Annotated in this window: 20 protein-coding genes and 1 riboswitch; of the genes, 13 read left to right on the plus strand and 7 right to left on the minus strand. The window is 68.8% G+C overall.

All coding sequences use genetic code 11. The features are described from left to right. Window positions 1-68 precede the first annotated feature (68 nt). Together DAE25_RS21300 and DAE25_RS21305 are read left to right on the plus strand one after the other, a co-directional pair. Window positions 69-455 carry a TadE/TadG family type IV pilus assembly protein gene (locus tag DAE25_RS21300; protein ID WP_159083882.1) on the plus strand — a complete coding sequence of 129 codons (387 nt, stop codon included), beginning with the start codon at window positions 69-71 and terminating at the stop codon, window positions 453-455. Further along, a complete protein-coding gene (locus DAE25_RS21305) occupies window positions 455-1,639 on the plus strand; it encodes a TadE/TadG family type IV pilus assembly protein (protein WP_234411193.1) in 1,185 nt (394 codons plus the stop codon). Before DAE25_RS21300 ends, DAE25_RS21305 begins: the two co-directional genes overlap by 1 nt. A 19-nt stretch (window positions 1,640-1,658) precedes the next feature. Here DAE25_RS21305 and DAE25_RS21310 read toward each other — a convergent pair whose 3' ends face one another. Genes DAE25_RS21310 through DAE25_RS21325 form a run of 4 tightly spaced genes read right to left on the minus strand, consistent with a single transcriptional unit; the run spans window position 1,659 to window position 4,712 of the window. Beyond that, window positions 1,659-2,609, minus strand: a complete 951-nt coding sequence (locus DAE25_RS21310) for an ROK family glucokinase (RefSeq protein ID WP_234411190.1) — start codon at window positions 2,607-2,609, stop codon at window positions 1,659-1,661. After that, window positions 2,606-3,076, minus strand: a complete 471-nt coding sequence (locus DAE25_RS23320; RefSeq protein WP_159083884.1) for a hypothetical protein — start codon at window positions 3,074-3,076, stop codon at window positions 2,606-2,608. Before DAE25_RS23320 ends, DAE25_RS21310 begins: the two co-directional genes overlap by 4 nt. Next, window positions 3,073-4,242: an ArsA family ATPase gene (locus DAE25_RS21320; RefSeq protein WP_107768119.1), complete on the minus strand. Its 1,170-nt coding sequence runs from the start codon at window positions 4,240-4,242 to the stop codon at window positions 3,073-3,075. Before DAE25_RS21320 ends, DAE25_RS23320 begins: the two co-directional genes overlap by 4 nt. 26 nt (window positions 4,243-4,268) lie before the next feature. Next, window positions 4,269-4,712, minus strand: coding sequence for an SRPBCC family protein (locus DAE25_RS21325; RefSeq protein ID WP_107768123.1), 444 nt, complete (start codon window positions 4,710-4,712; stop codon window positions 4,269-4,271). Between the two features lie 104 nt (window positions 4,713-4,816). On the opposite strand from DAE25_RS21325, the gene DAE25_RS21330 reads away from it, so the two are divergent. The 11 genes from DAE25_RS21330 (at window position 4,817) to DAE25_RS21380 (ending at window position 16,719) form a co-directional block, all read left to right on the plus strand. Continuing rightward, entirely contained in the window at window positions 4,817-5,479 is a 663-nt protein-coding gene (locus DAE25_RS21330) for a methyltransferase family protein (RefSeq protein WP_107768125.1), read from the plus strand. A 10-nt stretch (window positions 5,480-5,489) separates the two neighbouring features. Continuing rightward, entirely contained in the window at window positions 5,490-7,286 is a 1,797-nt protein-coding gene (locus DAE25_RS21335; protein WP_107768127.1) for an AMP-dependent synthetase/ligase, read from the plus strand. 252 nt (window positions 7,287-7,538) lie between these two features. Further along, entirely contained in the window at window positions 7,539-8,315 is a 777-nt protein-coding gene (gene cpaB, locus DAE25_RS21340) for a Flp pilus assembly protein CpaB (protein ID WP_107768129.1), read from the plus strand. Next, window positions 8,312-9,532 carry an AAA family ATPase gene (locus tag DAE25_RS21345; RefSeq protein WP_107768131.1) on the plus strand — a complete coding sequence of 407 codons (1,221 nt, stop codon included), beginning with the start codon at window positions 8,312-8,314 and terminating at the stop codon, window positions 9,530-9,532. The genes cpaB and DAE25_RS21345 overlap by 4 nt, the downstream gene beginning before the upstream one ends. A 1-nt stretch (window position 9,533) precedes the next feature. After that, window positions 9,534-11,000 (plus strand): CpaF family protein, encoded by a 1,467-nt coding sequence (locus tag DAE25_RS21350; protein WP_107768133.1) that lies wholly within the window; start codon window positions 9,534-9,536, stop codon window positions 10,998-11,000. Then, the gene (locus DAE25_RS21355) at window positions 11,000-12,898 is read left to right on the plus strand and encodes a type II secretion system F family protein (RefSeq protein WP_107768135.1); all 1,899 of its coding nucleotides are present in this window, start codon (window positions 11,000-11,002) and stop codon (window positions 12,896-12,898) included. The genes DAE25_RS21350 and DAE25_RS21355 overlap by 1 nt, the downstream gene beginning before the upstream one ends. Window positions 12,899-12,900: 2 nt before the next feature. Continuing rightward, window positions 12,901-13,839: a type II secretion system F family protein gene (locus DAE25_RS21360; protein ID WP_107768137.1), complete on the plus strand. Its 939-nt coding sequence runs from the start codon at window positions 12,901-12,903 to the stop codon at window positions 13,837-13,839. A gap of 68 nt (window positions 13,840-13,907) precedes the next feature. After that, window positions 13,908-15,422 (plus strand): histidine kinase, encoded by a 1,515-nt coding sequence (locus DAE25_RS21365; protein ID WP_159083886.1) that lies wholly within the window; start codon window positions 13,908-13,910, stop codon window positions 15,420-15,422. Then, on the plus strand, window positions 15,394-16,041 hold the full coding sequence (locus DAE25_RS21370; RefSeq protein WP_107768141.1) for a response regulator transcription factor: 648 nt from the start codon (window positions 15,394-15,396) through the stop codon (window positions 16,039-16,041). The genes DAE25_RS21365 and DAE25_RS21370 overlap by 29 nt, the downstream gene beginning before the upstream one ends. A gap of 276 nt (window positions 16,042-16,317) precedes the next feature. Continuing rightward, a complete protein-coding gene (locus tag DAE25_RS21375; RefSeq protein WP_199907712.1) occupies window positions 16,318-16,491 on the plus strand; it encodes a Flp family type IVb pilin in 174 nt (57 codons plus the stop codon). Between the two features lie 81 nt (window positions 16,492-16,572). Continuing rightward, a complete protein-coding gene (locus DAE25_RS21380; RefSeq protein ID WP_107768143.1) occupies window positions 16,573-16,719 on the plus strand; it encodes a Flp family type IVb pilin in 147 nt (48 codons plus the stop codon). Window positions 16,720-16,895: 176 nt separating this feature from the next. On the opposite strand, the gene DAE25_RS21385 is transcribed toward DAE25_RS21380, so the two are convergent. From DAE25_RS21385 to DAE25_RS21395, 3 genes are all read right to left on the minus strand, one after another. Then, the gene (locus tag DAE25_RS21385; RefSeq protein ID WP_159083887.1) at window positions 16,896-18,059 is read right to left on the minus strand and encodes a hypothetical protein; all 1,164 of its coding nucleotides are present in this window, start codon (window positions 18,057-18,059) and stop codon (window positions 16,896-16,898) included. 94 nt (window positions 18,060-18,153) lie between these two features. Further along, complete coding sequence (locus DAE25_RS21390; protein WP_107768147.1) at window positions 18,154-19,164, minus strand: C40 family peptidase; 1,011 nt, start codon at window positions 19,162-19,164, stop codon at window positions 18,154-18,156. Window positions 19,165-19,190: 26 nt separating this feature from the next. After that, window positions 19,191-19,343, minus strand: a riboswitch (cyclic di-AMP (ydaO/yuaA leader). 132 nt (window positions 19,344-19,475) lie between these two features. Then, the gene (locus DAE25_RS21395; RefSeq protein WP_199907713.1) at window positions 19,476-19,679 is read right to left on the minus strand and encodes a hypothetical protein; all 204 of its coding nucleotides are present in this window, start codon (window positions 19,677-19,679) and stop codon (window positions 19,476-19,478) included. Between the last annotated feature and the right edge of the window lie 115 nt (window positions 19,680-19,794).

Here is a 19,794-nt window from a genome sequence, read left to right on the forward strand (position 1 = left end):
GTGATCGAGGGGTCGTCATGCGCACACTGCTCGCACGTCGTAGGCGTGGTGAACGCGGGGCTGCAGCCGTGGAGTTCGCGCTCATCGTGATCCCGCTGCTGATGATCATCGCAGGAGTGGTAAATCTGGGCATCGCGTTCGCTCAGCAACTTGCGTTGGATAACGCGGTGCGTCAGGCAGCACGTGGTGGGGTCGTAGACACCGGCAAGGACACAACGTCTGAGGTCACGACTGGATTCGACAACACGGCGCTGGCGCGGTCGCTGGCAGGAGCTGCTGCCGTCTCATATCCAGGCCCAATCGCGACGTGCGAGGGCAGCACCTTCGGTCAGAACCTCGTGGTGCGAGCCCGAGTCGAGACCAGGTTCCTGTTTCCGTGGCCGCTACCGGGGTCGGTCGTACCCAACAAGGTCACCCTGACCAGTCAGGCGGAGTTTCAATGCGAGTACCAGTGATGCGATTCCGACAAGATGATGGCGGAGCGGCCGCGGTGCTGGTGGCGTTGGTGAGTGTCTTTCTTGTTGGGCTGTCGGCCTTCACCGTTGACTTGGGCGCCGCCTACGTAAGCACGCGCAATCTCCAAAAGGCAGCAGACGCCGGAGCACTGGCCGGGGCTCAGGCGCTTGTCAGCATTCCGGGCAAGTGCGACACAATCGCCTCCAGCACCGCTGCTCGCACCGCCGCTCATAATGCCGCCGTGGCCATCGCCATGAAGAACTACCCCGACCCGAGTTGGGCCGAGGTAGGAGTGCTAAGGGTTGAGTGCGACCCTAATCTGAAGGTGCTCTTGGTTACCTTCGCCAATCGAGGAACAACGAAGTCCAACTTCGCCCCCGTGTTCGGCGGCGCCTCGGTTGTGACGACGACGAAGGCGGCAGAGGCCACGGTCGACGTCGCCACCGGCGTCAAGGAGGGAATGCGCCCGCTGGCCATCTGCTCCACGCTCCTCGATCCCGCCTATGCGGACCGCTCGGGTGACTTCATCCGAGTGCACTTCCCCGGCGCCGGCCGCGTCCCGCCGTCGGCGTGCCCCGTGAGCGTGTCCGGCAACTGGTGGCTCACCGACTGTCCCGGCGAACGTCAGGGATCGGCCAGCGGACTGCTCAGCCAGATCCTGGACGGCTGCCCGGAGCCGGTCTCCGTCATCCCAGGTCAGGAAGACGCGACAACACCCGGTCAGCTCACGGTCGTCCTCACCGACGCCTGCCCGACCGCCGCGCTTTACTCGGAGACTTGCATGAGCGGCAACCCCGGCAACATCTCCCAGGGGCAGACGCCTGGAGCGTGGAGCGACCTGATGGCTCTGCAAGAGGACGTGGTGTTCCCCATCTTCTGCGCCCCGCCCCGGTGCAGCGGATCCACCGCCACGGGCAACGGCACCAATGCGATCTTCCCCGTTTCGAGTCTCTTCGCCGCGAACGTCTGCGGCTACCACTTCAAGAGGGGCGTGGCTGCCGGGTCCTCCACCGGCAAGTGCACCGGCAACCCGTTCTCCCCGACGAGTGACAACTCTGATGCCAACTATTTCGTGTTCAAGTCGATCAGGATCCGCACGTCCGGGTCCAACGAGCAGTCGGAGTGCGCGCTCGGCGACGTCTCGTGCGACGGGGGCCTGCGCCGCACCCGGCTGACCGGCTGACCTCCGGCCGGGCGCCCTCTCAGCGGCGGGCGAGATCGGCCGCACCGATGAGCCCCGCCTTGTTGCCGAGCTCGGCCAGCACGATGTCCGCCACCGGCCGGTGTCCCCGTCCGGTGAGCTGACGGGTGAAGGCCGTCCGGATCGGGCCCAGCAACAGGTCGCCGGCCTCGCTGACCCCGCCGCCGATGGCGACGGTCGCCGGGTCCAGCACGGCCGCGAGGGACGCGATGCCCTCCCCCAGCCAGGTCCCGAGGTCGGAGAGCTGGTCAACAGCAAAGGGGTCACCGTCCTTCGCAGCCGCGGTGATCAGGGGGCCGTTGATCGCGGCCGGGTCTCCCCCGGCTCGGTCGATCAGGTCGCGCGCCAGCAGCGAGCGCCCGTCAGCAGCCTCCCTGGTCGCGCGCACGAGCGCCGTACCTGAGCCGTAGGACTCGAGGCAGCCGCGGTTGCCGCAGCCGCACATCATTCCGCCGGGCACGACCCGCATGTGGCCGATCTCGGCCGCCACTCCGAACGCTCCCCGGTGCAGCTTGCCGTCCAGGACGATGCCGCCACCGACGCCGGTGCCGACGGTGACCAGCAGGAAGTCGTCGACGTGCTTGCCCGCTCCGAAGGTGAACTCGCCCCACGCCGCGGCGTTGGCGTCGTTCTCGATCACCACCGGGAGGTCGATGTGCTGCTCGAGCTCGGCCTTGAGGTCGATGTCGCGCCACGCGAGGTTGGGGGCGAAGTAGACGTGCGACCGGGTGCTGGAGACGTACCCCGCGGCACCCACGCCCACGCAGGTGACGTCGTGGCGGGAGCTCAGTTCGTTCACGAGCCCGGCGATGACCTTCTCGATGGCGTCGACGTCCTCTGCCGGCGACTCGACCTTGAGCTCCTCGACGATCCGACCCTCGGCGTCGACCACGCCTCCGGCGATCTTGGTACCACCCACGTCGATGCCGCAGGCCAGTCCGCTGGTGCTCACGAGTCCTCCTCGGGCCAGTCCTCGTCGAGGACGATCTTCTCCACTGGTTCGGTACGCCGTCCGCGGCCGCGCGGTTCCGGATGGCGCGGGTCGCCGTCGGCACCGCCCTCGGGGTCGGGCACCACCGTGGCCAGCACGCCGGCCGCGGCCTGCACCAGCGACGAGGCTGCCACGGCGAGGTGCGCCTTGACCTCGGGGCTCAGCTGGCGGACGACGTGCACCGTTCGGCAGATCGGGCAGACGGTGCACTCGGGGGACCCCGTCGCGAGGTGCTCGTCGACCTGGTGGGCGGCCGTGCTGACCTGCTCCACGAGGTGGTCCGCCATTCCGCCGGCCCCGTGACCCACATCGGCACCGTGCTCACGCGCCCAGCCCGAGAGCGCACCGAGGAGCTTGGCCGTCTCCTCGGCGAGGGTCCCCACCTCGGGAGCATCGTCGCCTGCGGGTTCGCCGTCCTGCCGCGTCACGCCGTCTCCTCTCCGAACCTCACCTGCAGCACCCCGTCCTGCACGCGAGCCCCGGCCACCCGGTGACGGGCCAGCCCCGGCGGAAGGGTCAGGAGGCGACGATACGACCCCACCGTCACGACGAGCTCGTCGCCGTGGCGGGCGAGGTCGACGTCGGCGCTGGTCACGTGCGGCAGCGACAGCCCGAGCGTCGGCCCGGCCGGCGTGCGGCTCACCGTGAACGGCCACCTGCCAGCCGGTACGGCGAGCGGGTCGGTGCCGGCGTACACCTCGCCGGCCAGCGACCGCAGGGCGTCGACGCCCACCGGTTCGCCACCGCGGTAGACCGAGCGCCACAGGGGAATTCCTGCGAAGGACTCCACAACCTCAGCCAGCACGGTCTGTTGGGAGCGGACCCACCCGGCACGCCACTCGTCCGCCTCGGCGCTCGGAAAGATGCGGTTGACCACGACTCCGTCCACCCGGTAGCCGAAGAGGGACAGCGAGGTCAGCGACCGCCTGGCCTCCGCCAGGACCACGGACTCCGGGGTGAGGACCACCCGGACGCTCGCCTCCGGCCCGGTGAGCAGGGCGTGCACCTCGTCGAGCTCGTCGTGCAGGCGCTGCATCGCGTCGAAGACGGTGTCGTGCGGCATCGGCACGCCTGCGGCCCGGCTCAGGACAGGGCGGAGGGCCTTGACGATGCGTCGCTCCACCGGGAAGACGCGCTCCATGTACCAGCCGAGGGCCTCGGGCAACGCGAGCAGCCGCAGCGTCTCGGCGGTGGGTGCGCAGTCGACGACGATGACGTCCCACTCCCCCGACAGTGCGTGCACCCGGAGCTCGAGGAGGGCGAGGACCTCCTCGGCGCCGGGCAGGACGGCCAGCTCCTCGGCAGCGACCCGGTCCACCCCCGCGACGTCGAGCACGCTGAGGAGGTAGCCCTGGATCTCGGCCCATGACTGCTCGAAGCGCAGCTGGGCGTCGACCTGCTGGACGAACAGGTCGTCGGCGACCGGCGTCGGCTCGGCGCCCACCTCCACGCCGAACGCATCCGCCAACGTGTGGGCTGCGTCGGTGGACAGCACCAGTGTCCGCAGGCCGGAAGCGGCGGCGAGGGCCGCCGTACCGGCCGCGACGGTCGACTTGCCGACGCCACCCTTGCCGGTGAAGAGGAGAATGCGCACCGTGGTAGGTGGGGGTCGAGGCGCGCTCAGCGCGTCTCGACGCGCTTCTTCAGCCCCTTGAGGGCGGTGTCGATGAGGATCTTCTCGCCCTTGCGCTTGAGCATGCCGATCAGCGGGATCGACACATCGAGGGCGAGGCGGTAGGCCACCTCGGTCGAGCCGTTGCCGAGGTCCCTCAGCTCGTAGGCGCCGTCGAGCGCCTTGAGCATCTTCCCCTCGACGAGGGTCCATGTGACCTCACGGTCACCGTCCCAGTCGTAGGCGAGCGTGTACTCGTCCTTGATGGGCGAGACGTCGAGCTCGAAGTAGACCTGTTCGGCCCGGGCGCCGCCGAGCGGGTCGGGCTCCACCACGCGCGCGGTCTTCACACCCTTGGCCCACGAGGGGTAGGAGTCGAAGTCGGCGATGACGGCCATGATGGCCGCCGGTGCGGCATCGATGACGATCGACGATGTGGTCTGCTCGGCCATGAGGGCAACCTACCCGACGGCGAAGTCCGCAGAAACGCCTCCGACGCTCCAACGGCGCCACTACCCTTCGTCGCGAGCCAAACCCCGCAACGAGGAGACCGACAATGGACCACGACCCGGCGCCTCAGGACAGTCGGCGCATCGACGTGGGACGGGTGGTTGCGGTCACGGCTTTCACACTCCTGCTGACCCTGAACGTCCTGCGCCTCGCGAGCGGGGAGCCCTTCAGCCACGCGTTCATGGTGGTCAACACCGGACTCGCGCTGGTCTTCTACCTCCTGCTCATCGCCGCCTACCTCCGGCGGGTGCCCAGCTCCCGGACCGACAGGCGCTGGAGCTCCTGGCTGGTCGCCCTGCTGGGTACGTGCGCCCCGTTCGCTATCCCGCTCGTCTCGCAGGGCCCACGCGAGGGCGGTCCTCTCGCGCTGGTAGCTGCCGTGGTGCTCGGGCTTGGACTTCTTGCCATGCTCTGGGCACTCGGTTCGCTCGGAACCAACATCAGCGTCGTTCCCCAGGCCCGCGCAGTGGTCAGCCACGGTCCCTATGCACGCGTGCGCCACCCGCTCTACGCCGCCGAGCTCGTCAACGTGTTGGGATTGTGCCTTGCCTCGACGGGCCCCGGTCCCTGGGTCGTCATGGCGGCCCTCATCACCTTCCAGGTGGTGCGCGCGCGGCGGGAGGAGGAGCTGTTGTCGCGCGAGCTGCCCGGGTACGCCGACTACAAGAGCCACACCCCTATGCTCGTGCCGGCACTCGGCCGCAGCTAGGAGGTTCCCCGTGCGTGAGTTCTCCACGCCCCTGACCATCGAGATTCCCGCCACGGGCAACCTCACCGACGATGTCGTAACGAATGCCCGAGAGGCCGCCGACGCCGTGGTCTTCAGCCGCAAGGTCGACGGCGAGTGGACCGACGTCACGGCGGCCGGGTTCCTCACCGCGGTCAGCGCCGTCGCCAAGGGCCTCATGGCCGCCGGCATCGAGCCCGGCGACCGGGTCGCGCTGATCTCCAAGACCCGCTACGAGTGGACCCTTCTCGACTACGCCATCTGGTTCGCCGGCGCGGCCACGGTCCCCGTCTACGAGACCTCCTCGACCGAGCAGATCGGCTGGATCCTCGCCGACTCGGGTGCCAAGGCTGTCGTCGCGGAGGGCAAGGAGCACCTCGCCCGCGTCAACGAGGCGCGACAGTCGGGCGCCGGAGACGACCTCAACCACGTCTGGTCGATCAACGACAACGCAGTCGGCGTCCTGACGCGCCTCGGACAGGACATCGCGGACGAGGCACTCGAGGCGCGTCGTACGACGGCCACTCCCCTCGACCTGGCCACGCTGATCTACACAAGCGGGACCACCGGACGGCCCAAGGGCTGCATGCTGACCCACGGCAACTTCATGTTCGAGCTCGGCGTCGCGACCGACGAGCTGCACCCCCTCTTCGACGGCGAGGGCGCCTCGACGCTGCTCTTCCTGCCGCTGGCCCACGTCTTCGCCCGCATCATCCAGGTCGGCGCGGTCAAGAAGCGGGTCCGCCTCGGCCACAGCGCCGACATCAAGAACCTCCTCGGCGACCTCGAGGTCTTCAAGCCGACGTTCATCCTGGCCGTCCCCCGTGTCTTCGAGAAGGTCTTCAACAGCGCCTCTCAGCGCGCCACCGCTGACGGGCGGGGCAAGATCTTCGACCGGGCCGCCGAGACCGCCATCGCGTGGTCCCGTGCCCAGGACGGCGGACGCGTGCCGATGCGCGTCAAGGCGCAGCACGCCGTCTTCGACCGGCTCGTCTACGGCAAGCTCCGCACAGCCTTGGGTGGCAACTGCCGGTACGCCGTGTCCGGGGGCGCCCCGCTCGGCGACCGCCTTGGTCATTTCTACCGCGGTATCGGGGTGACGGTGCTCGAGGGCTACGGACTCACCGAGACCACCGCCGCTGTCACGGTCAACCTGCCTGAGGCCCAAAAGATCGGCACCGTGGGTCGTCCCATCCCCGGCACGTCCGTACGTGTGGCCGACGACGGCGAGCTGCTCTTCCGCGGCGGCCAGGTCTTCGCCGGCTACTGGCGCAACGAGGACGCGACCCACGAGGCGCTCACCCGCGAGGGCTGGTTCCACACCGGCGACGTCGGCGAGGTCGACGACGAGGGCTTCGTCCGCATCACGGGCCGCAAGAAGGAGATCCTGGTGACCGCGGGCGGCAAGAACGTCGCCCCCGCCGTGCTGGAGGACCGACTGCGGTCCCACGCACTCATCGACCAGTGCATGGTCGTCGGCGACGGGCAGCCCTTCATCGCGGCGCTCGTCACCATCGACCGCGAGTCCTTCCCCGCCTGGGCCGAGACCCACGGCAAGTCCGGCGACCTCGAGCGGCTCCTCGACGACCCCGAACTCAACGCCGCCATCGAGGCAGCCGTCGAGGACGCCAACAAGGCGGTCTCCCGGGCGGAGGCAATCCGCAAGTTCACGATCCTTCAAGAGGAGTGGACCGAGGAAGGCGGGCACCTGACGCCCAGCCTCAAGCTCAAGCGCAACGTCGTGATGCGCGAGTTCCGCGAGGACGTCGAGGCCCTCTACCTCAGCTGAGGCCTCGTCGAAACGCCGCAAAACGGCCCCGCGACGAAATCCCCCAAACGGACTAGGAATGACGGGCGTGGTGTAGTCATATCGGGTGGCGTCCGGGCCACCTCTGGGCCGTTTGTTCGGTTTAGCCCACGAGTCCCTCGTGCCGTACCTAGATTCGCGCACTGGGAAGGGATCTGGGACCTCTCCCACAGGGCACCACTACCTGAGCAATCCCCCAGAACCCCCGGTCACTGCTCTGCGAAGGATCGCCTCATGGCCCGTCGTTCTGTCCTCCTCATCGTCGCCGTCCTCGTTGCCCTGGTCGGCACCTCCCTGATCGTGCTCTACGTGCAGGGCATCGACTCCCGGGCCACAGCTGGCCAGGAGCTCGTCGAGGTGCTCACCGCCACGGACACCATCGATCCGGGCGAGGAGGTCGCTGCCGCCCAGGAGGCGGGCAAGTTCGAGAAGTCGGAGGTCCGCCGCGAAGACCTCGTCGAGGGCGCTCTCACTTCGACGAGCTCGATCACGGACTTGGTTGCCGTCAACACGATCTATCCCGGCGAGCAGGTCCTGGCCAAGAAGTTCGGCAACCTCGGCGCCGCGGAGAACCTCATCATCCCGGACGACAAGATGGCGGTCTCGGTCGAGTTGACCGACTTCGAGCGCGTTGCCGGCTTCGTCAACCCCGGCTCGGAGATCGCAGTCTTCGCCACTGCGCTCTCCCCCGTGCGACTCACCCCAGACGGGAAGGAGATCAAGCTCGGGAGCGTCACCAGGATCGTCCTGACCCGAGCTCCGGTGATTGGTGTCGGCACCACCAGCGTGACGTCACGGACGACCAAGACCGAGGAGGGAGAGGAGACCGCAGAGGTCGCCCAGACCATCCTGACCCTGGCCGTGACCCAGGACGAGGCCGAGAGACTCATCCAGGCCGACCGCGGCGCAGACCTGACCTTCGCCCTGCTGACCGACGAGACGAAGACCGAGGACGGCCCGGGCGCCACCCCCGGTGACATCTTCCCCGAGACCTTCCGGAACGTCCCGTGACCACCATCCTCGAGCCGGATGTCGCGCAGCTCGGCATCATGAACGCGATGCTGCACGGCTCCACGGCCACGACCAGCATGGCCGAGCTGAAGGCGCATCTGGACGCGAGCCCGCACGAGTTCGCGGTGGTGCTGGGGCCATCCGTGGCCGTCAACGATGCGATGGACTTCGCCCGTCACGCACGCATCTCCCGCCCCGACCTAGGCGTGATCTTGCTTCGTCATGGCGTGGACAGTGAGACCCTCACCGCAGCGCTTCGCAGCGGCATGCGCGAGGTTGTCGAGGCACGCGACCTCGCCGGTCTCACGACGGCGGTCCACCGGGCCCGCAGCGTCGCCAAGGAGATCTCCCAGGCGCTCGAAGAAGACGCACGAGCAGCCGCGGACGCAGCCATCGCCGAAGCCACGGCCGCGCAGGCCGCGGCCCAGGCCGCCGCGGACGCCCCGCAGGGCAAGGTCATCACCGTCTTCTCGACCAAGGGCGGTGTGGGCAAAAGCCTGGTGGCGACCAACCTCGGCGTGAGCCTCAGCGACCTGGGACACCAGGTGTGCCTGGTCGACCTCGACGTCAACAGTGGTGACGTCGCGATCATGCTCCAACTGACGCCGACCCGCACGATCAACGACCTGGTGGCCTTCGGTGGCCAGTTCGACCCCGAGGCGCTGGCGTCGATCCTGACCAAGGCGTCCGACCGACTCTCGCTCGTCGCCGCGCCGGTACGGCTGGACTCGCCGGACCATGCGGCCGCCACAGACGTCGGCGCCATGATCGACGTGCTCAAGAGCATGTTCGACTTCATCGTCGTGGACACCTCCGGCGTGTTCGACGACAACGCACTCACCGCGCTCGACCGCACCGACTCCATCGTGCTGGTCGGCACGCTCGACATCCCGGCGCTCAAGGCCCTCAAGCTGGCGACCGGCACCCTCGACTTGCTCAACTTCGGTCGGGACAGCTGGAAGTTTGTCCTCAACCGCGCCGACGGCAAGGTTGGTCTGACCGTGGGCGAGTTCGAGTCCACCCTCGGGCTGAAGGCCGACGCGACCCTCGTCTCTAGCCGTGAGGTTCTGGCGGCGGTAAACCGTGGCGAGGCCCTGGTGAAGGCATACCCAAACCACGCGAACAGCAAGGCCATCGTTGAGTTCGCCAGGACGTTCGCTAGCTCCGACGCCGTGTCGGTCAAGAAGGGCGCCCGTCGTCGTTTGAGGAAGGCATGACATGAGTCTCACGGACAGGTTGGCGGCCGCCCAGCGCTCGCGCTCGCAGAACCTCACGCTCGACGCCCCCACCGCATCACCCGGCTCGCCTGCGGCGCCGGACCCGAAGCAGGCTGCGGGGGTTCCCGCACCGACGGGCACGTCCCTCGCCGCTCGCACGTCGGCCGAGGCCGGGAAGCGCGCCGCCGGACGGGACCCGTTCGGGGACGTCAAGCGCATCGTGCACGCCCGCCTCGTCGAGACGCTGGGCCCCAAGTTGTACGACGCCCACATGACGCAGTCCGAGCTCGAACAGCAGGTGCACTTCGCGCTGCAGACAGCGCTGGCCGAGACCGACCAGCCCATGTCTAGCGCCGATCGCGCCCGCGTCTCCCAGGAGATCGCTGACGACATCCTGGGCTACGGACCCATCGAGCCCCTGCTGCGTGACCCGGACCTGTCCGAGGTCATGGTCAACGCATTCAACAGCATCTACATCGAGCGCAGCGGCAAGCTGGTCAAGACCGAGGCAGCATTCAACGACGAGGCGCACCTGCGGCGCACGATCGACAAGATCGTCAGCAAGATCGGTCGACGCGTCGACGAGACGAGCCCCATGTGCGACGCCCGTCTTCCGGACGGCAGCCGGGTCAACGCCATCATCCCGCCGCTGGCCCTGGACGGCTCCAAGCTGACCATCCGTAAATTCTCCGAGGACCCCTACACCGTCGAGGACCTCATCAACTTCGGCTCCCTCACCCGGCCTTCTGCCAACCTGCTCGAGGGCTGCGTGCGCGGACGCCTCAACATCCTGGTGTCCGGCGGTACGGGTGCGGGGAAGACCACCACCCTCAACGTGTTGTCGTCGTTCATCCCCGAGGACGAGCGGATCGTCACCATCGAGGACGCGGCCGAGCTCCGGCTCCACCAGGACCACGTGCTCCGGCTCGAGTCGCGCCCGGCCAACATCGAGGGCAAGGGCGCCGTCACCATCCGCGACCTCGTCAAGAACTCGCTTCGCATGCGCCCCGACCGAGTCGTCGTGGGTGAGATCCGTGACGCCGCCGCGCTCGACATGCTCCAGGCCATGAACACCGGTCACGACGGGTCCATCTCGACGCTCCACGCCAACACCCCACGCGACGCACTGTCTCGTCTCGAGACCATGGTGCTGATGGCGGGCATGGACCTGCCGGTCCGCGCGATTCGTGAGCAGGTGGCCAGCGCGGTCGACCTCATCATCCAGCAGACCCGTCTCAAGGACGGCACCCGCCGGATCACCGCCATCACGGAGATCGTGGGCATGGAGGGTGACATCATCACCACCCAGGACGTCTTCCTCTTCGACTACGCCGCCGGCGTGGACGAGAACGGCAAGTTCAAGGGCGGCCTCAAGTCCATGGGCCTGCGACCGCGCTTCCTTGAGCGCCTGACCGACCACGGCGTCCACGTCGACCCGTCCGTCTTCGCCACAGGGGGCGGGCTGTGATGTCGCGGGCGCGGCGCCTCGCCGCTCCGCTCCTCCTCGCCGCCGCCCTCGGCTCGATGCTGTACGCCGCGCCGGCCCACGCCGAGGACGAGATCACCATCGACCACGTCGAGACCGCCGACGGCACCGTCTCCATGGTGCTGTCGGTAGACGGTGTCCCCAACGGCACCGTTGACCAGTCGAGCGTCGTGGTCGAGGTGGACGGGCGCCAGGTCGAGTCACAGGCCAAGACTGTCGCCGACGGTGACATCTCGCGGTCGACGGTGCTCGTCCTCGACGCCAGCAACAGCATGGCTCAGGGCGGCAAGTTCGACTCCGCCAGAGGCGCCGTCGGCGCCTACCTCGACGCCGCGCCTGAGGACGTGACGATCGGCCTGGTGACCTTCGCCGGCGAGGTGGTCAATTCCATCGAACCCACCCTCGATCACGCCTCGGTGGCCGAGGCGCTCGGCCAAGTCTCCCTGAGCCAGGGCACCAGCGTGTACGACGCGATCCGTGCAGGGATCGAGATGGCGGGCAGCGAGGGATCGCGGTCCTTGCTGGTCCTCTCCGACGGCGCCGACACCGGTAGCGACGCGACCCTCGAAGTGGCGATCAACGACGCACGCGAGACCGGGGTGGTCGTCGACGTGGTGTCCATCGGCACGGCCGCGAAGGGCCGGGCGCTGTCGGAGCTCGCCGACGACACCGGCGGCTCCGTCATCCCAGCCGACCCGGCGGCCCTCGGCTCGGTCTTCACGGCCCAGGCAGATGCCCTAGCGGAGCAGATGTTGCTGACGTTCGACTCCCCCACCGACGTCGACGGGGAGGCCACGATCACTGTCAGCGCCGACGCCGCCGGGTCGACGTACGTCGACTCGGCCTTCGTGACCCTCGCGGACTCAAGATTTTCGGTACCCGAGGTTATCGAGCCGGGCAAGGCACTCGTCAGTCGACCGGTGATGCTGCTCGGCGCCGTCGCGCTGTTCTTCGGCATGCTCGTTCTGCTGACGATCGTCCTCAGCCCGGGTCGGTCCCACGCCGAACGTCGTCTCGACGCCTACTTCGAGGGGGGCAAGGACGGTGCGCAGCCCCGACGCCGTCGTTCCTCGGGGAACGGCCCCACCGACCTCAAGGAGTCGGCGGTGGCGATGACCTCCAAGGTCGTAAACGCCGATCTCGAGACGCGGATCTCCCAGCGCCTGGCGGGGGCCGGGTCCGCACTCACCGCATCGGAATGGGTGCTGCTGCACGCGGGTCTGGTGGTTGGCGGCGCAGCGGTGGGGTTCATCATGGGTGGCCCCCCAATGACAGTGCTCGGGCTCGTGCTGGGCCTTGTGATCCCGTGGGTCTACCTCAAGTGGCGGCACCGCCGCCGTCTCAGCCGCTTCAACGCCCAGCTCGCTCAGACCCTCGGGTTGATGGCCGGCGGTCTCCAGGCGGGGTTGTCGCTGCCCCAGGCCGTCGACAGCGTGGTCCGTGAGGGTCACGAGCCGATGGCCGGCGAGCTGCGGCGGGCCTTGGTCGAGCAGCGGCTCGGCATCGACATCTCCGACGCTCTCGAGGGAGTCGGCGAGCGGATGGACAGCGAGGACTTCGGCTGGGTCGTCATGGCCATCCGCATCCAGCGCGAGGTCGGAGGCAACCTGGCCGAGATCCTGCACACGGTGGCCGAGACCCTCCGAGAGCGGGAGTACCTGCGTCGCCAGGTGAAGGCCCTCAGCGCCGAAGGCCGGCTCTCCGGCTACATCCTGACGGGTCTGCCGCCCTTGATCGGCTTGTACATGTACTTTGCCAACCGTGCCTACCTGGAAGTGCTCTACACAACCACCGTGGGGATGATTCTGCTCGCCGTGGCTTTCGTGTTCCTGAGCGTCGGCGCATTCGCGATGTCACGCCTAGCGAAGGTTGAGGTCTGAGCATGTCCAGCACCATGATCCTCCTCCTCGGCGCCGGCCTCGTCTTCCTCGCACTGACGCTCTCGTTGGCGACCATCGGGGTCGCGACGAGCGAGCGCCGGGGAGTGGCACGGTCCGTCGCATCCATCCAGGCCCTCGACTCGGCGCCCGACGTCCTCACGGCCGAGCTGAACAAACCCTTCGCCGAGCGGGTCCTAGGCCCTCTGGGCGACCGCCTCGTCAAGACCGGTGTCCGCCTGGTCCGCGCCGACACCGCTGAGAAGCTCCAGCACCGGCTGGACATCGCCGGCAACCCCCCCGCGTGGGATGTCAACCGGATCATCGGCCTCAAGGTGCTCGGGCTCGGTACCTTCACCGTCGTCGGCTTCCTCTACATCTCAGGAACCGACTGGCCCTTCTATCGCGTCGTCTTGGGCACCGTGGCCGCGGCTGCCTTCGGCTACGTGCTCCCGAACATCCTGCTGTTCAACGCGGGCCAGAAGCGCGAGACCTTGATGCGCAACTCCCTGCCGGATGCCATCGACCTGCTCACCGTGTCCGTCGAGGCCGGCCTGGGCTTCGACGCAGCCGTGGCCCGAGTGGCCCGCAACACGACCGGACCACTGTCGCAGGAGTTCGCCCGACTGCTGCAGGAGATGCAGATCGGGGTGGGCCGCACCCAGGCCATGAGGGCCATGGCCGAACGGTCCTCGCTGGCCGACCTCAAGTCGTTCTGCCTCGCGATGGTGCAGGCCGACAGCCTAGGCATCCCGATCGGTCGCGTGCTGCGCATCCAGAGTCAAGAGATGCGCACAAAGCGCCGGCAACGCGCAGAGGAGAAGGCCCAGCAGGTTCCGGTGCGGATCATGATCCCCCTGGTCCTCTTCATCCTGCCGTGCCTCTTCATCGTGATCCTTGGGCCCGCCGGTATTCAGATCGCCGACACCTTCGCCAACCTGTGACCATGCGGGCTCGGGCGCTCCAGCAACCTCACGAGTACGTCACGTCCCCCTCACTCGGGCCGTGGAGGGTGACGACCGCAGCGCGCGCATTTGCGCTCGCGCTGATCGTCGGCACCTTGTTGGGCGAGGAGTCGGCGACCGAGGCCGCCCCGCTCCTCGTTGCCCTGGTGGTGATCGGAGCCGTCTCGACGGCATTGGAGTGGAACGCTCCCGCCCACAGCCGTCCTTGGATCCCGATCGGCGAGGCGTTCCTGGTCGCCGTGCTGCTGGCTAGCGCCCCGCTCCAGCCCAGCCTGCTCGTCTACCTCGCGGTCCCCCCGATCGTGGCGGGCGTACGGCACGGCTGGGTCACCACGATCAATGCCGGCTTCGTCTCAGGGGTCACGACTCTCGCCACCCTCGCGCTGGTCGCCGATACCGGGGTCGCTCCCGACCGTGTGGCCGAGTCAGCACCGTGGGTTGTGGTCGGTATGGGCGTGGGACTGCTGGCGAGCTGGCAGTCCCGCTCGATGCGCGACGTCGAGGCACGAAATGCTCCGTACGCCGCCGCCAACCAGCTCCTGTCCCAGCTGCACAATCTCGCGAGCCGCGGCAGCGTCGGCCTGGACAGCGTGCAGCTCGCCGCCGAGTTGGAGACGACGCTGCGGGCCGAGACCGGAGCGATCAGGTCCGCCGTCTTCATCCACGGGAGGCGCTCCGATCCAGACTTGTTGTCGTCGTACGGCGCGCAGACCCCCCCTCCTCCGAGCGATTCCTCTGCGTCCGACCCGATGGTGGAAACCGTCTGGCTCCATGGTGGCGGGCAGCGTCTCGGCTCGGTCGTCCTGGCCCGCGATGCCGCATGGACCGACGAGCTGAAAGCTCGTGCACAAGCCGTAGCTACCGACTTCGTGCTCCGCCTCGACACCGCCGTGCTGTTCGACGACGTGCGCCTCATGGCGACCGCGGAGGAGCGCAACCGGATTGCCCGCGAGATGCACGACGGGGTGGCCCAAGAGATCGTCGCGCTCGGCTACATCGTCGACGAGATCGAGGCCGCCTCCGACCAGCCCGAGACACAACAGCTGGCCGCTTCGTTGCGCGAGGAGATCAGCAGGGTGGTGACCGAGCTGCGCTTCTCCATCTTCGACCTCCGCCACCAGATCGCCGAGCACCGCCTCTCCGGCGCACTGGCCGAGTACGTCCGTGAGGTGAGCCACGGGACCGACCTGCGGGTCCACCTGCTCCTCGACGAGTCCGGGCCGGCGCTGCCTTCCCGCACCGAGATGGAGCTCCTCCGGATCGCCCAGGAGGCCATCGGCAACGTCCGTCGGCACGCCCGTGCATCGAACCTCTGGGTCACCTTGGTGTCCGACGGGTCGTGCGTACGCCTCGAGGTGGAGGACGACGGGGTGGGCAACGCCACGCCCAAGGACCGCCACTGGGGGCTCCAGACCATGCGCGAGCGAGCGGCCACCATCGGTGCCGACCTGCGTATCTTGTCCCGGCATGACGGTGGCACCGTCGTCTGCCTCCAGACCCGACAGCCCACCGCCCCCGAAGGGAACCGCTCACATGAGCACCACAGTCCTGCTCGTCGATGACCATGAGCTGATCCGCCAAGGCCTGGCGCGCGCTTTCGAGCGCGACCAGGACATGACCGTGATCGGCCAGGCCGGCAACGTGGCCGAGGCACGACAGGCGTACGCGGATCTCCGTCCCGACGTGGTCGTGACCGATCTGCAGCTGCCCGACGGGCACGGCCTCGAGATAGTCCGATCCGTGCGCGAGGTGAGCGACACGACCGGCGTCGTTGTCCTCACCATGCATGCCGGCGATGACCAGATCTTCGCGGCCATGGAGGCCGGTGCGTCGGGCTTCGTGGGCAAGGACAGCCGGGCTGCCGAGGTCATCAGCGCGGCAAAGCATGCCGCTGTCGCACCGCGTACCTTCCTCTGCTCGGGACTGAGCGCGGCCATGATGCGACGTGCCTCCGCACCCGTCACCCCCAGGCTCTCCGGCCGGGAGGAGGAGGTGCTGGCGCTCCTCGCCGACGGCCTCGGAACCGGCGAGATCGCCGGTCGCCTCTATCTGAGCGAGTCGACGGCCAAGACGCACATCACCCACATCTACCAGAAGCTAGGGGCGGCCAACCGGGCCCAGGCCCTCGTGACAGCGATGCGCATGGGACTCCTCGACCACCTGTCCCCACAACGGTTCTGACGGCCCGAGCCGGCTCGCCGATGGCGCCCCGATCCCCCAAGGGAGACGGGCGCCTTTACCATTCCCCGGGCCCTTCCGCGGGGGTTCCGGGAGAGCCGCCCCAGCGGGTCATCCGCCCGTTCCGGAGGGTGGTGGAGCACTAGTCACATGGGACTAGCGACGTACGGCCGATCACCCGATCCGCAGGCGTCGCCAGCAGACCATGATTCTTCTTGACGGGTCCACATGGGGCTCGGACACATTCGGACCCATCCTTCACGAAACAGGGGTATCACCATGATCCAGTTCCTCTCCCTCATGCTCAACGCTCGTCGCGACGACGAGAAGGGCGCCACCGCCGTCGAGTACGGCCTGATGGTCGCGCTCATCGCCGTCGCCATCATCGGCACGGTCCAGGCCCTCGGCGGCGGCCTCAACACCCTCTTCGGCACGGTCACCTCCAGCCTCTGAGCTGACGCGCCTCGAGGCCGGCGCCGCGGATTCGCGGCGCCGGCCTCTGCATCCCCCCACCGCACGATCAAGGAGGTCGCCATGGGACCACACGATGTCGAGGACGGAGCAACGTCCGTCGAGTACGCGCTCATGTGCACGATGATCACCGTTGTCATCTCGGGCAGCGTGGCTCTGTTCGGCGCCCAGATCGCTGCCCTCTTCGGCCCGGTCCTGACCTCGCTGTAGCGCCGGCCCCCGGTGTCGGCCGCAGGCCACGTCAGCGCCGCGCCAGTATCGCCCGTTCCAGCATCGTCGGGGTCGCTCCCCACCACCATCACCACGACTACCACCACCGTGACCACACCGGTGGGATGGGTCCGCGATCGACGGCAGCACTGGCGTGCGCTACATCGCGACCCGGTTCACGACGAAAGCGATGCCAACCGGTCCCGCCACTGGCCGACGAGGACCTCGACGGTGGTGCCGCTGCGACGCAGCGCCGCTTCGACGGGAGTGCCGTCGGAGGCGCGGGTGTAGACGTCCAGCAGGGCCCGCTCCCCGACCTCGTCGGCGAGGGTCGCACAGGCCAGCCAGGCCAGCTCGTAGGCTGCCTCGAGGTCCGTGGCCAGGGTGTCGAACTGCGCCGGTCCGGGCAGCTGACGGGGTGGACCATCACGACGCACCCGGTCGATCGCCCGTGCGGCGGTCGTGGACAGCGGAAGCGGTACGTCGCGCAACGCGACGTAGTCGGCAAACCCCTCCAGCAGCCACAGGTCCACGGCACTCGTCGCGGCATCCGTGGCCACGTGCACGAGCTCGTGGCTCATCACGACCTGGGCACCGGCACCGCGGAGGCCGCGCGTCACGTCCGGGTTGACGAAGACGTGGACAGGAGCGTCGGCGCTCCCCGACCCGTCGACAGTCGTGGTCACGGCGGCGATGCCGGCGTACGTGCCCTCGGCGGCGTCCAGGGTGGCGTCCAGGGCCGAGGCCGACGCCGGGACCTCGATGACGGCCGACGGCTTCCAGTCCGTCAGCACACGCCGCACCACCCGGGCACCGCGGGCAACTCGCCGGGCGTACGTCGCCGCCTCACGCCCGGCACCAGGCCGCGACGCAGCGACCATCACCAGCGCCTGGCGGGAGCGGCGTACCTCAAGCGGACCCTGGAGCCAGAGCGGCTCGACACCGTCACCGACGCCGCCGAAGCGGCGGATCGCCACCGCGTCCCCGTCCGGCACGAAAGTCACCGCGACCTCCGCGGACGCGGGCTCGCGATCGAACCCCTCGAAGCCCCAGGTCAGGACCACCTGCGCCGTCCACGAGCCGTCATCGGCGCCGGCGCCGGTCTCGTCGACGTAGCGCGCCGAGAAGTCGACGACGTCGAGCGCCCCGGCGTTGTCGGCGACCGAGCCCATCAAGCTGGCGGCCGCGGCGTCGCCCGCGGGAGCCAGGCCGCGCGCTGCGTCGGGGTCGTGCGACTCGACCGCCTCCTCGAGGAGATGGAGGGTCGAGGCCGCGGGGCCCGGACGAGGGCCGGCTGCGGTGATGCTGCCGGGCGTGACCCGGTGCGTGTCGTCGCGCATCCATACGAGGAGGGCGGCGAGGACCACCAGCCCCGTGAACAACGAAAGACCGGCCACCCACCTGCGTGGGCGACCGGTCCTCGGGGTCGGGCGATCAGCCAGGGCGGACCGCGCCGACGTACGGCATCGAGTAGAGACCCGTGACCTGGACGCCGGTGCTCGGGTTGGCGGCGTGCACGATCATGCCGTTGCCGATGTACATGCCGACGTGGCTGATCGGGCTGTAGTAGAAGACGAGGTCGCCTGGCTGCAGGGCGCTGGCGGCGATGTGCGCGCCCGAGCCGTACTGCGCGCTCGACGAGTGCGGGAGGCCGACACCGGCGGCTCCCCAGGCGCGCATGGTGAGGCCGGAGCAGTCGAAGGCGCTGTCGCCGGTGGCGCCGTAGACGTAGGCGTCGCCCACCTGGGCCATGGCGTAGCTGACGGCGGCGGCAGCACGACCCGAGGCGGGGACGGAAGCTGGCATCCGGGTCGCGCTGGTCGAGCGCGACGTGGTCTCGTTCGAGGTGGCCAGGAGTCGCTCGCGCTCCTCCTCCTCGAGGGTGGCGAGGAGCTCCTTGGCCTCGTCGAGCTTGGACTCGACGGCGTCCTTCTCCTCGGCGAGCTGCGCGGTGGTGGCGGCGATGTCGGAAGCGCGGTCCGCGGTGGCCTCCTCACGCAGAGTGAGAGCCTCGACCTCGGTCGAGTAGTCGGTGAAGAGGGAGTCCTGGAGCTGGCTGAACGACGACATGGTCGACATCTGGCCGAGGAAGGCAGCCGGGTCATCGGAGACGACGACCTGGCCGACGGTGGAGATACTCTCGCCCTCGAACTGGCGGCGGACGGAGTCGGTGACCTGCGCGCGGACGGCCTCGAGGCGGGCGTCCTGGCGGCGCTCGTCGGCGCGGAGGGAGCCGAGCTCGCGGCGCAGCTCGGTCAGGTCGAGCTTGGCGTCGTTGTAACGCTCCTGCGCCTGCTCGGCCTCGTGGTAGAGGCGTTCGACGCGCTCCTTGACGTCCGCAATTTCCGGCTCGGCCTGAGCGGGAGAGGCGGGGACGAAGCCGATGGCGGCGATGGCCGTGATTCCGAGCAGGGCGCTGCCGAGTCGCTTGCGGTCGTACGTCACGAGGCGGGGGGTCCTTCGCTGTCGTCACGTCTACCGGGTGAGCTGACGGGTTCGGGCAACGACATGCCCTACGACCCCTCCACAGCGGTGGCTGCTCTCGAGGCCGATTCACCCCAGGTGGGAAGTGGTTCCCCGGCTCCTGGCACCCCGGCTCGCACCGGTGGCGTGTGGATTAGACGCGGTCTGCGCATGGACCCGTGTGGCCCATTGCCACGCACACCAGCGGACACTGTAGACCGGGCGATGGGCACCGGCCAATCCCTGGTCCACAGAGTTGAAACGTGTCTTGCGTGTGAGGTCGACCACGGCGGTCAGGCGGACTCGACCACCGGCCCCGCTACCGGCTCGACGAGACGGAGCGGCGGGACGAGCCCGCCCTGGGCGAGCACGGCGAGCGCCGCGCGCTCGTCGTCGTCGAGGGTGAGCTCGGGGGGAGGTCCGAGCAGCACGGTCACCACACAGTCGTGGCAGGCCAGGCCGCGGACCACACAGGTGTCACAGTCGATGCGTGTCATGAAGCGCACCGTGACAGGCCCCACCGACATTTAGGTTGGCAGCAGGTCAGCGGGCGGTCCGAACCACCGACCGGGACACGGTGTGATCCCTGACCGTTGAATGGGCCGCCCGCAG

Source organism: Nocardioides terrigena (assembly GCF_003047265.1).
Classification (GTDB): domain Bacteria; phylum Actinomycetota; class Actinomycetes; order Propionibacteriales; family Nocardioidaceae; genus Nocardioides; species Nocardioides terrigena.

Excerpts from the sequence above, each read along its gene's own strand:
- DAE25_RS21305 (WP_234411193.1), top strand. The coding sequence starts at position 455 with ATGCGATTCCGACAAGATGATGGCGGAGCGGCCGCGGTGCTGGTGGCG.
- DAE25_RS21325 (WP_107768123.1), bottom strand. The coding sequence starts at position 4,712 with ATGGCCGAGCAGACCACATCGTCGATCGTCATCGATGCCGCACCGGCG.
- DAE25_RS21330 (WP_107768125.1), top strand. The coding sequence starts at position 4,817 with ATGGACCACGACCCGGCGCCTCAGGACAGTCGGCGCATCGACGTGGGA.
- cpaB (WP_107768129.1), top strand. The coding sequence starts at position 7,539 with ATGGCCCGTCGTTCTGTCCTCCTCATCGTCGCCGTCCTCGTTGCCCTG.
- DAE25_RS21350 (WP_107768133.1), top strand. The coding sequence starts at position 9,534 with ATGAGTCTCACGGACAGGTTGGCGGCCGCCCAGCGCTCGCGCTCGCAG.
- DAE25_RS21355 (WP_107768135.1), top strand. The coding sequence starts at position 11,000 with ATGTCGCGGGCGCGGCGCCTCGCCGCTCCGCTCCTCCTCGCCGCCGCC.
- DAE25_RS21360 (WP_107768137.1), top strand. The coding sequence starts at position 12,901 with ATGTCCAGCACCATGATCCTCCTCCTCGGCGCCGGCCTCGTCTTCCTC.
- DAE25_RS21370 (WP_107768141.1), top strand. The coding sequence starts at position 15,394 with ATGAGCACCACAGTCCTGCTCGTCGATGACCATGAGCTGATCCGCCAA.
- DAE25_RS21375 (WP_199907712.1), top strand. The coding sequence starts at position 16,318 with ATGATCCAGTTCCTCTCCCTCATGCTCAACGCTCGTCGCGACGACGAG.
- DAE25_RS21380 (WP_107768143.1), top strand. The coding sequence starts at position 16,573 with ATGGGACCACACGATGTCGAGGACGGAGCAACGTCCGTCGAGTACGCG.
- DAE25_RS21385 (WP_159083887.1), bottom strand. The coding sequence starts at position 18,059 with ATGCGCGACGACACGCACCGGGTCACGCCCGGCAGCATCACCGCAGCC.
- DAE25_RS21395 (WP_199907713.1), bottom strand. The coding sequence starts at position 19,679 with ATGACACGCATCGACTGTGACACCTGTGTGGTCCGCGGCCTGGCCTGC.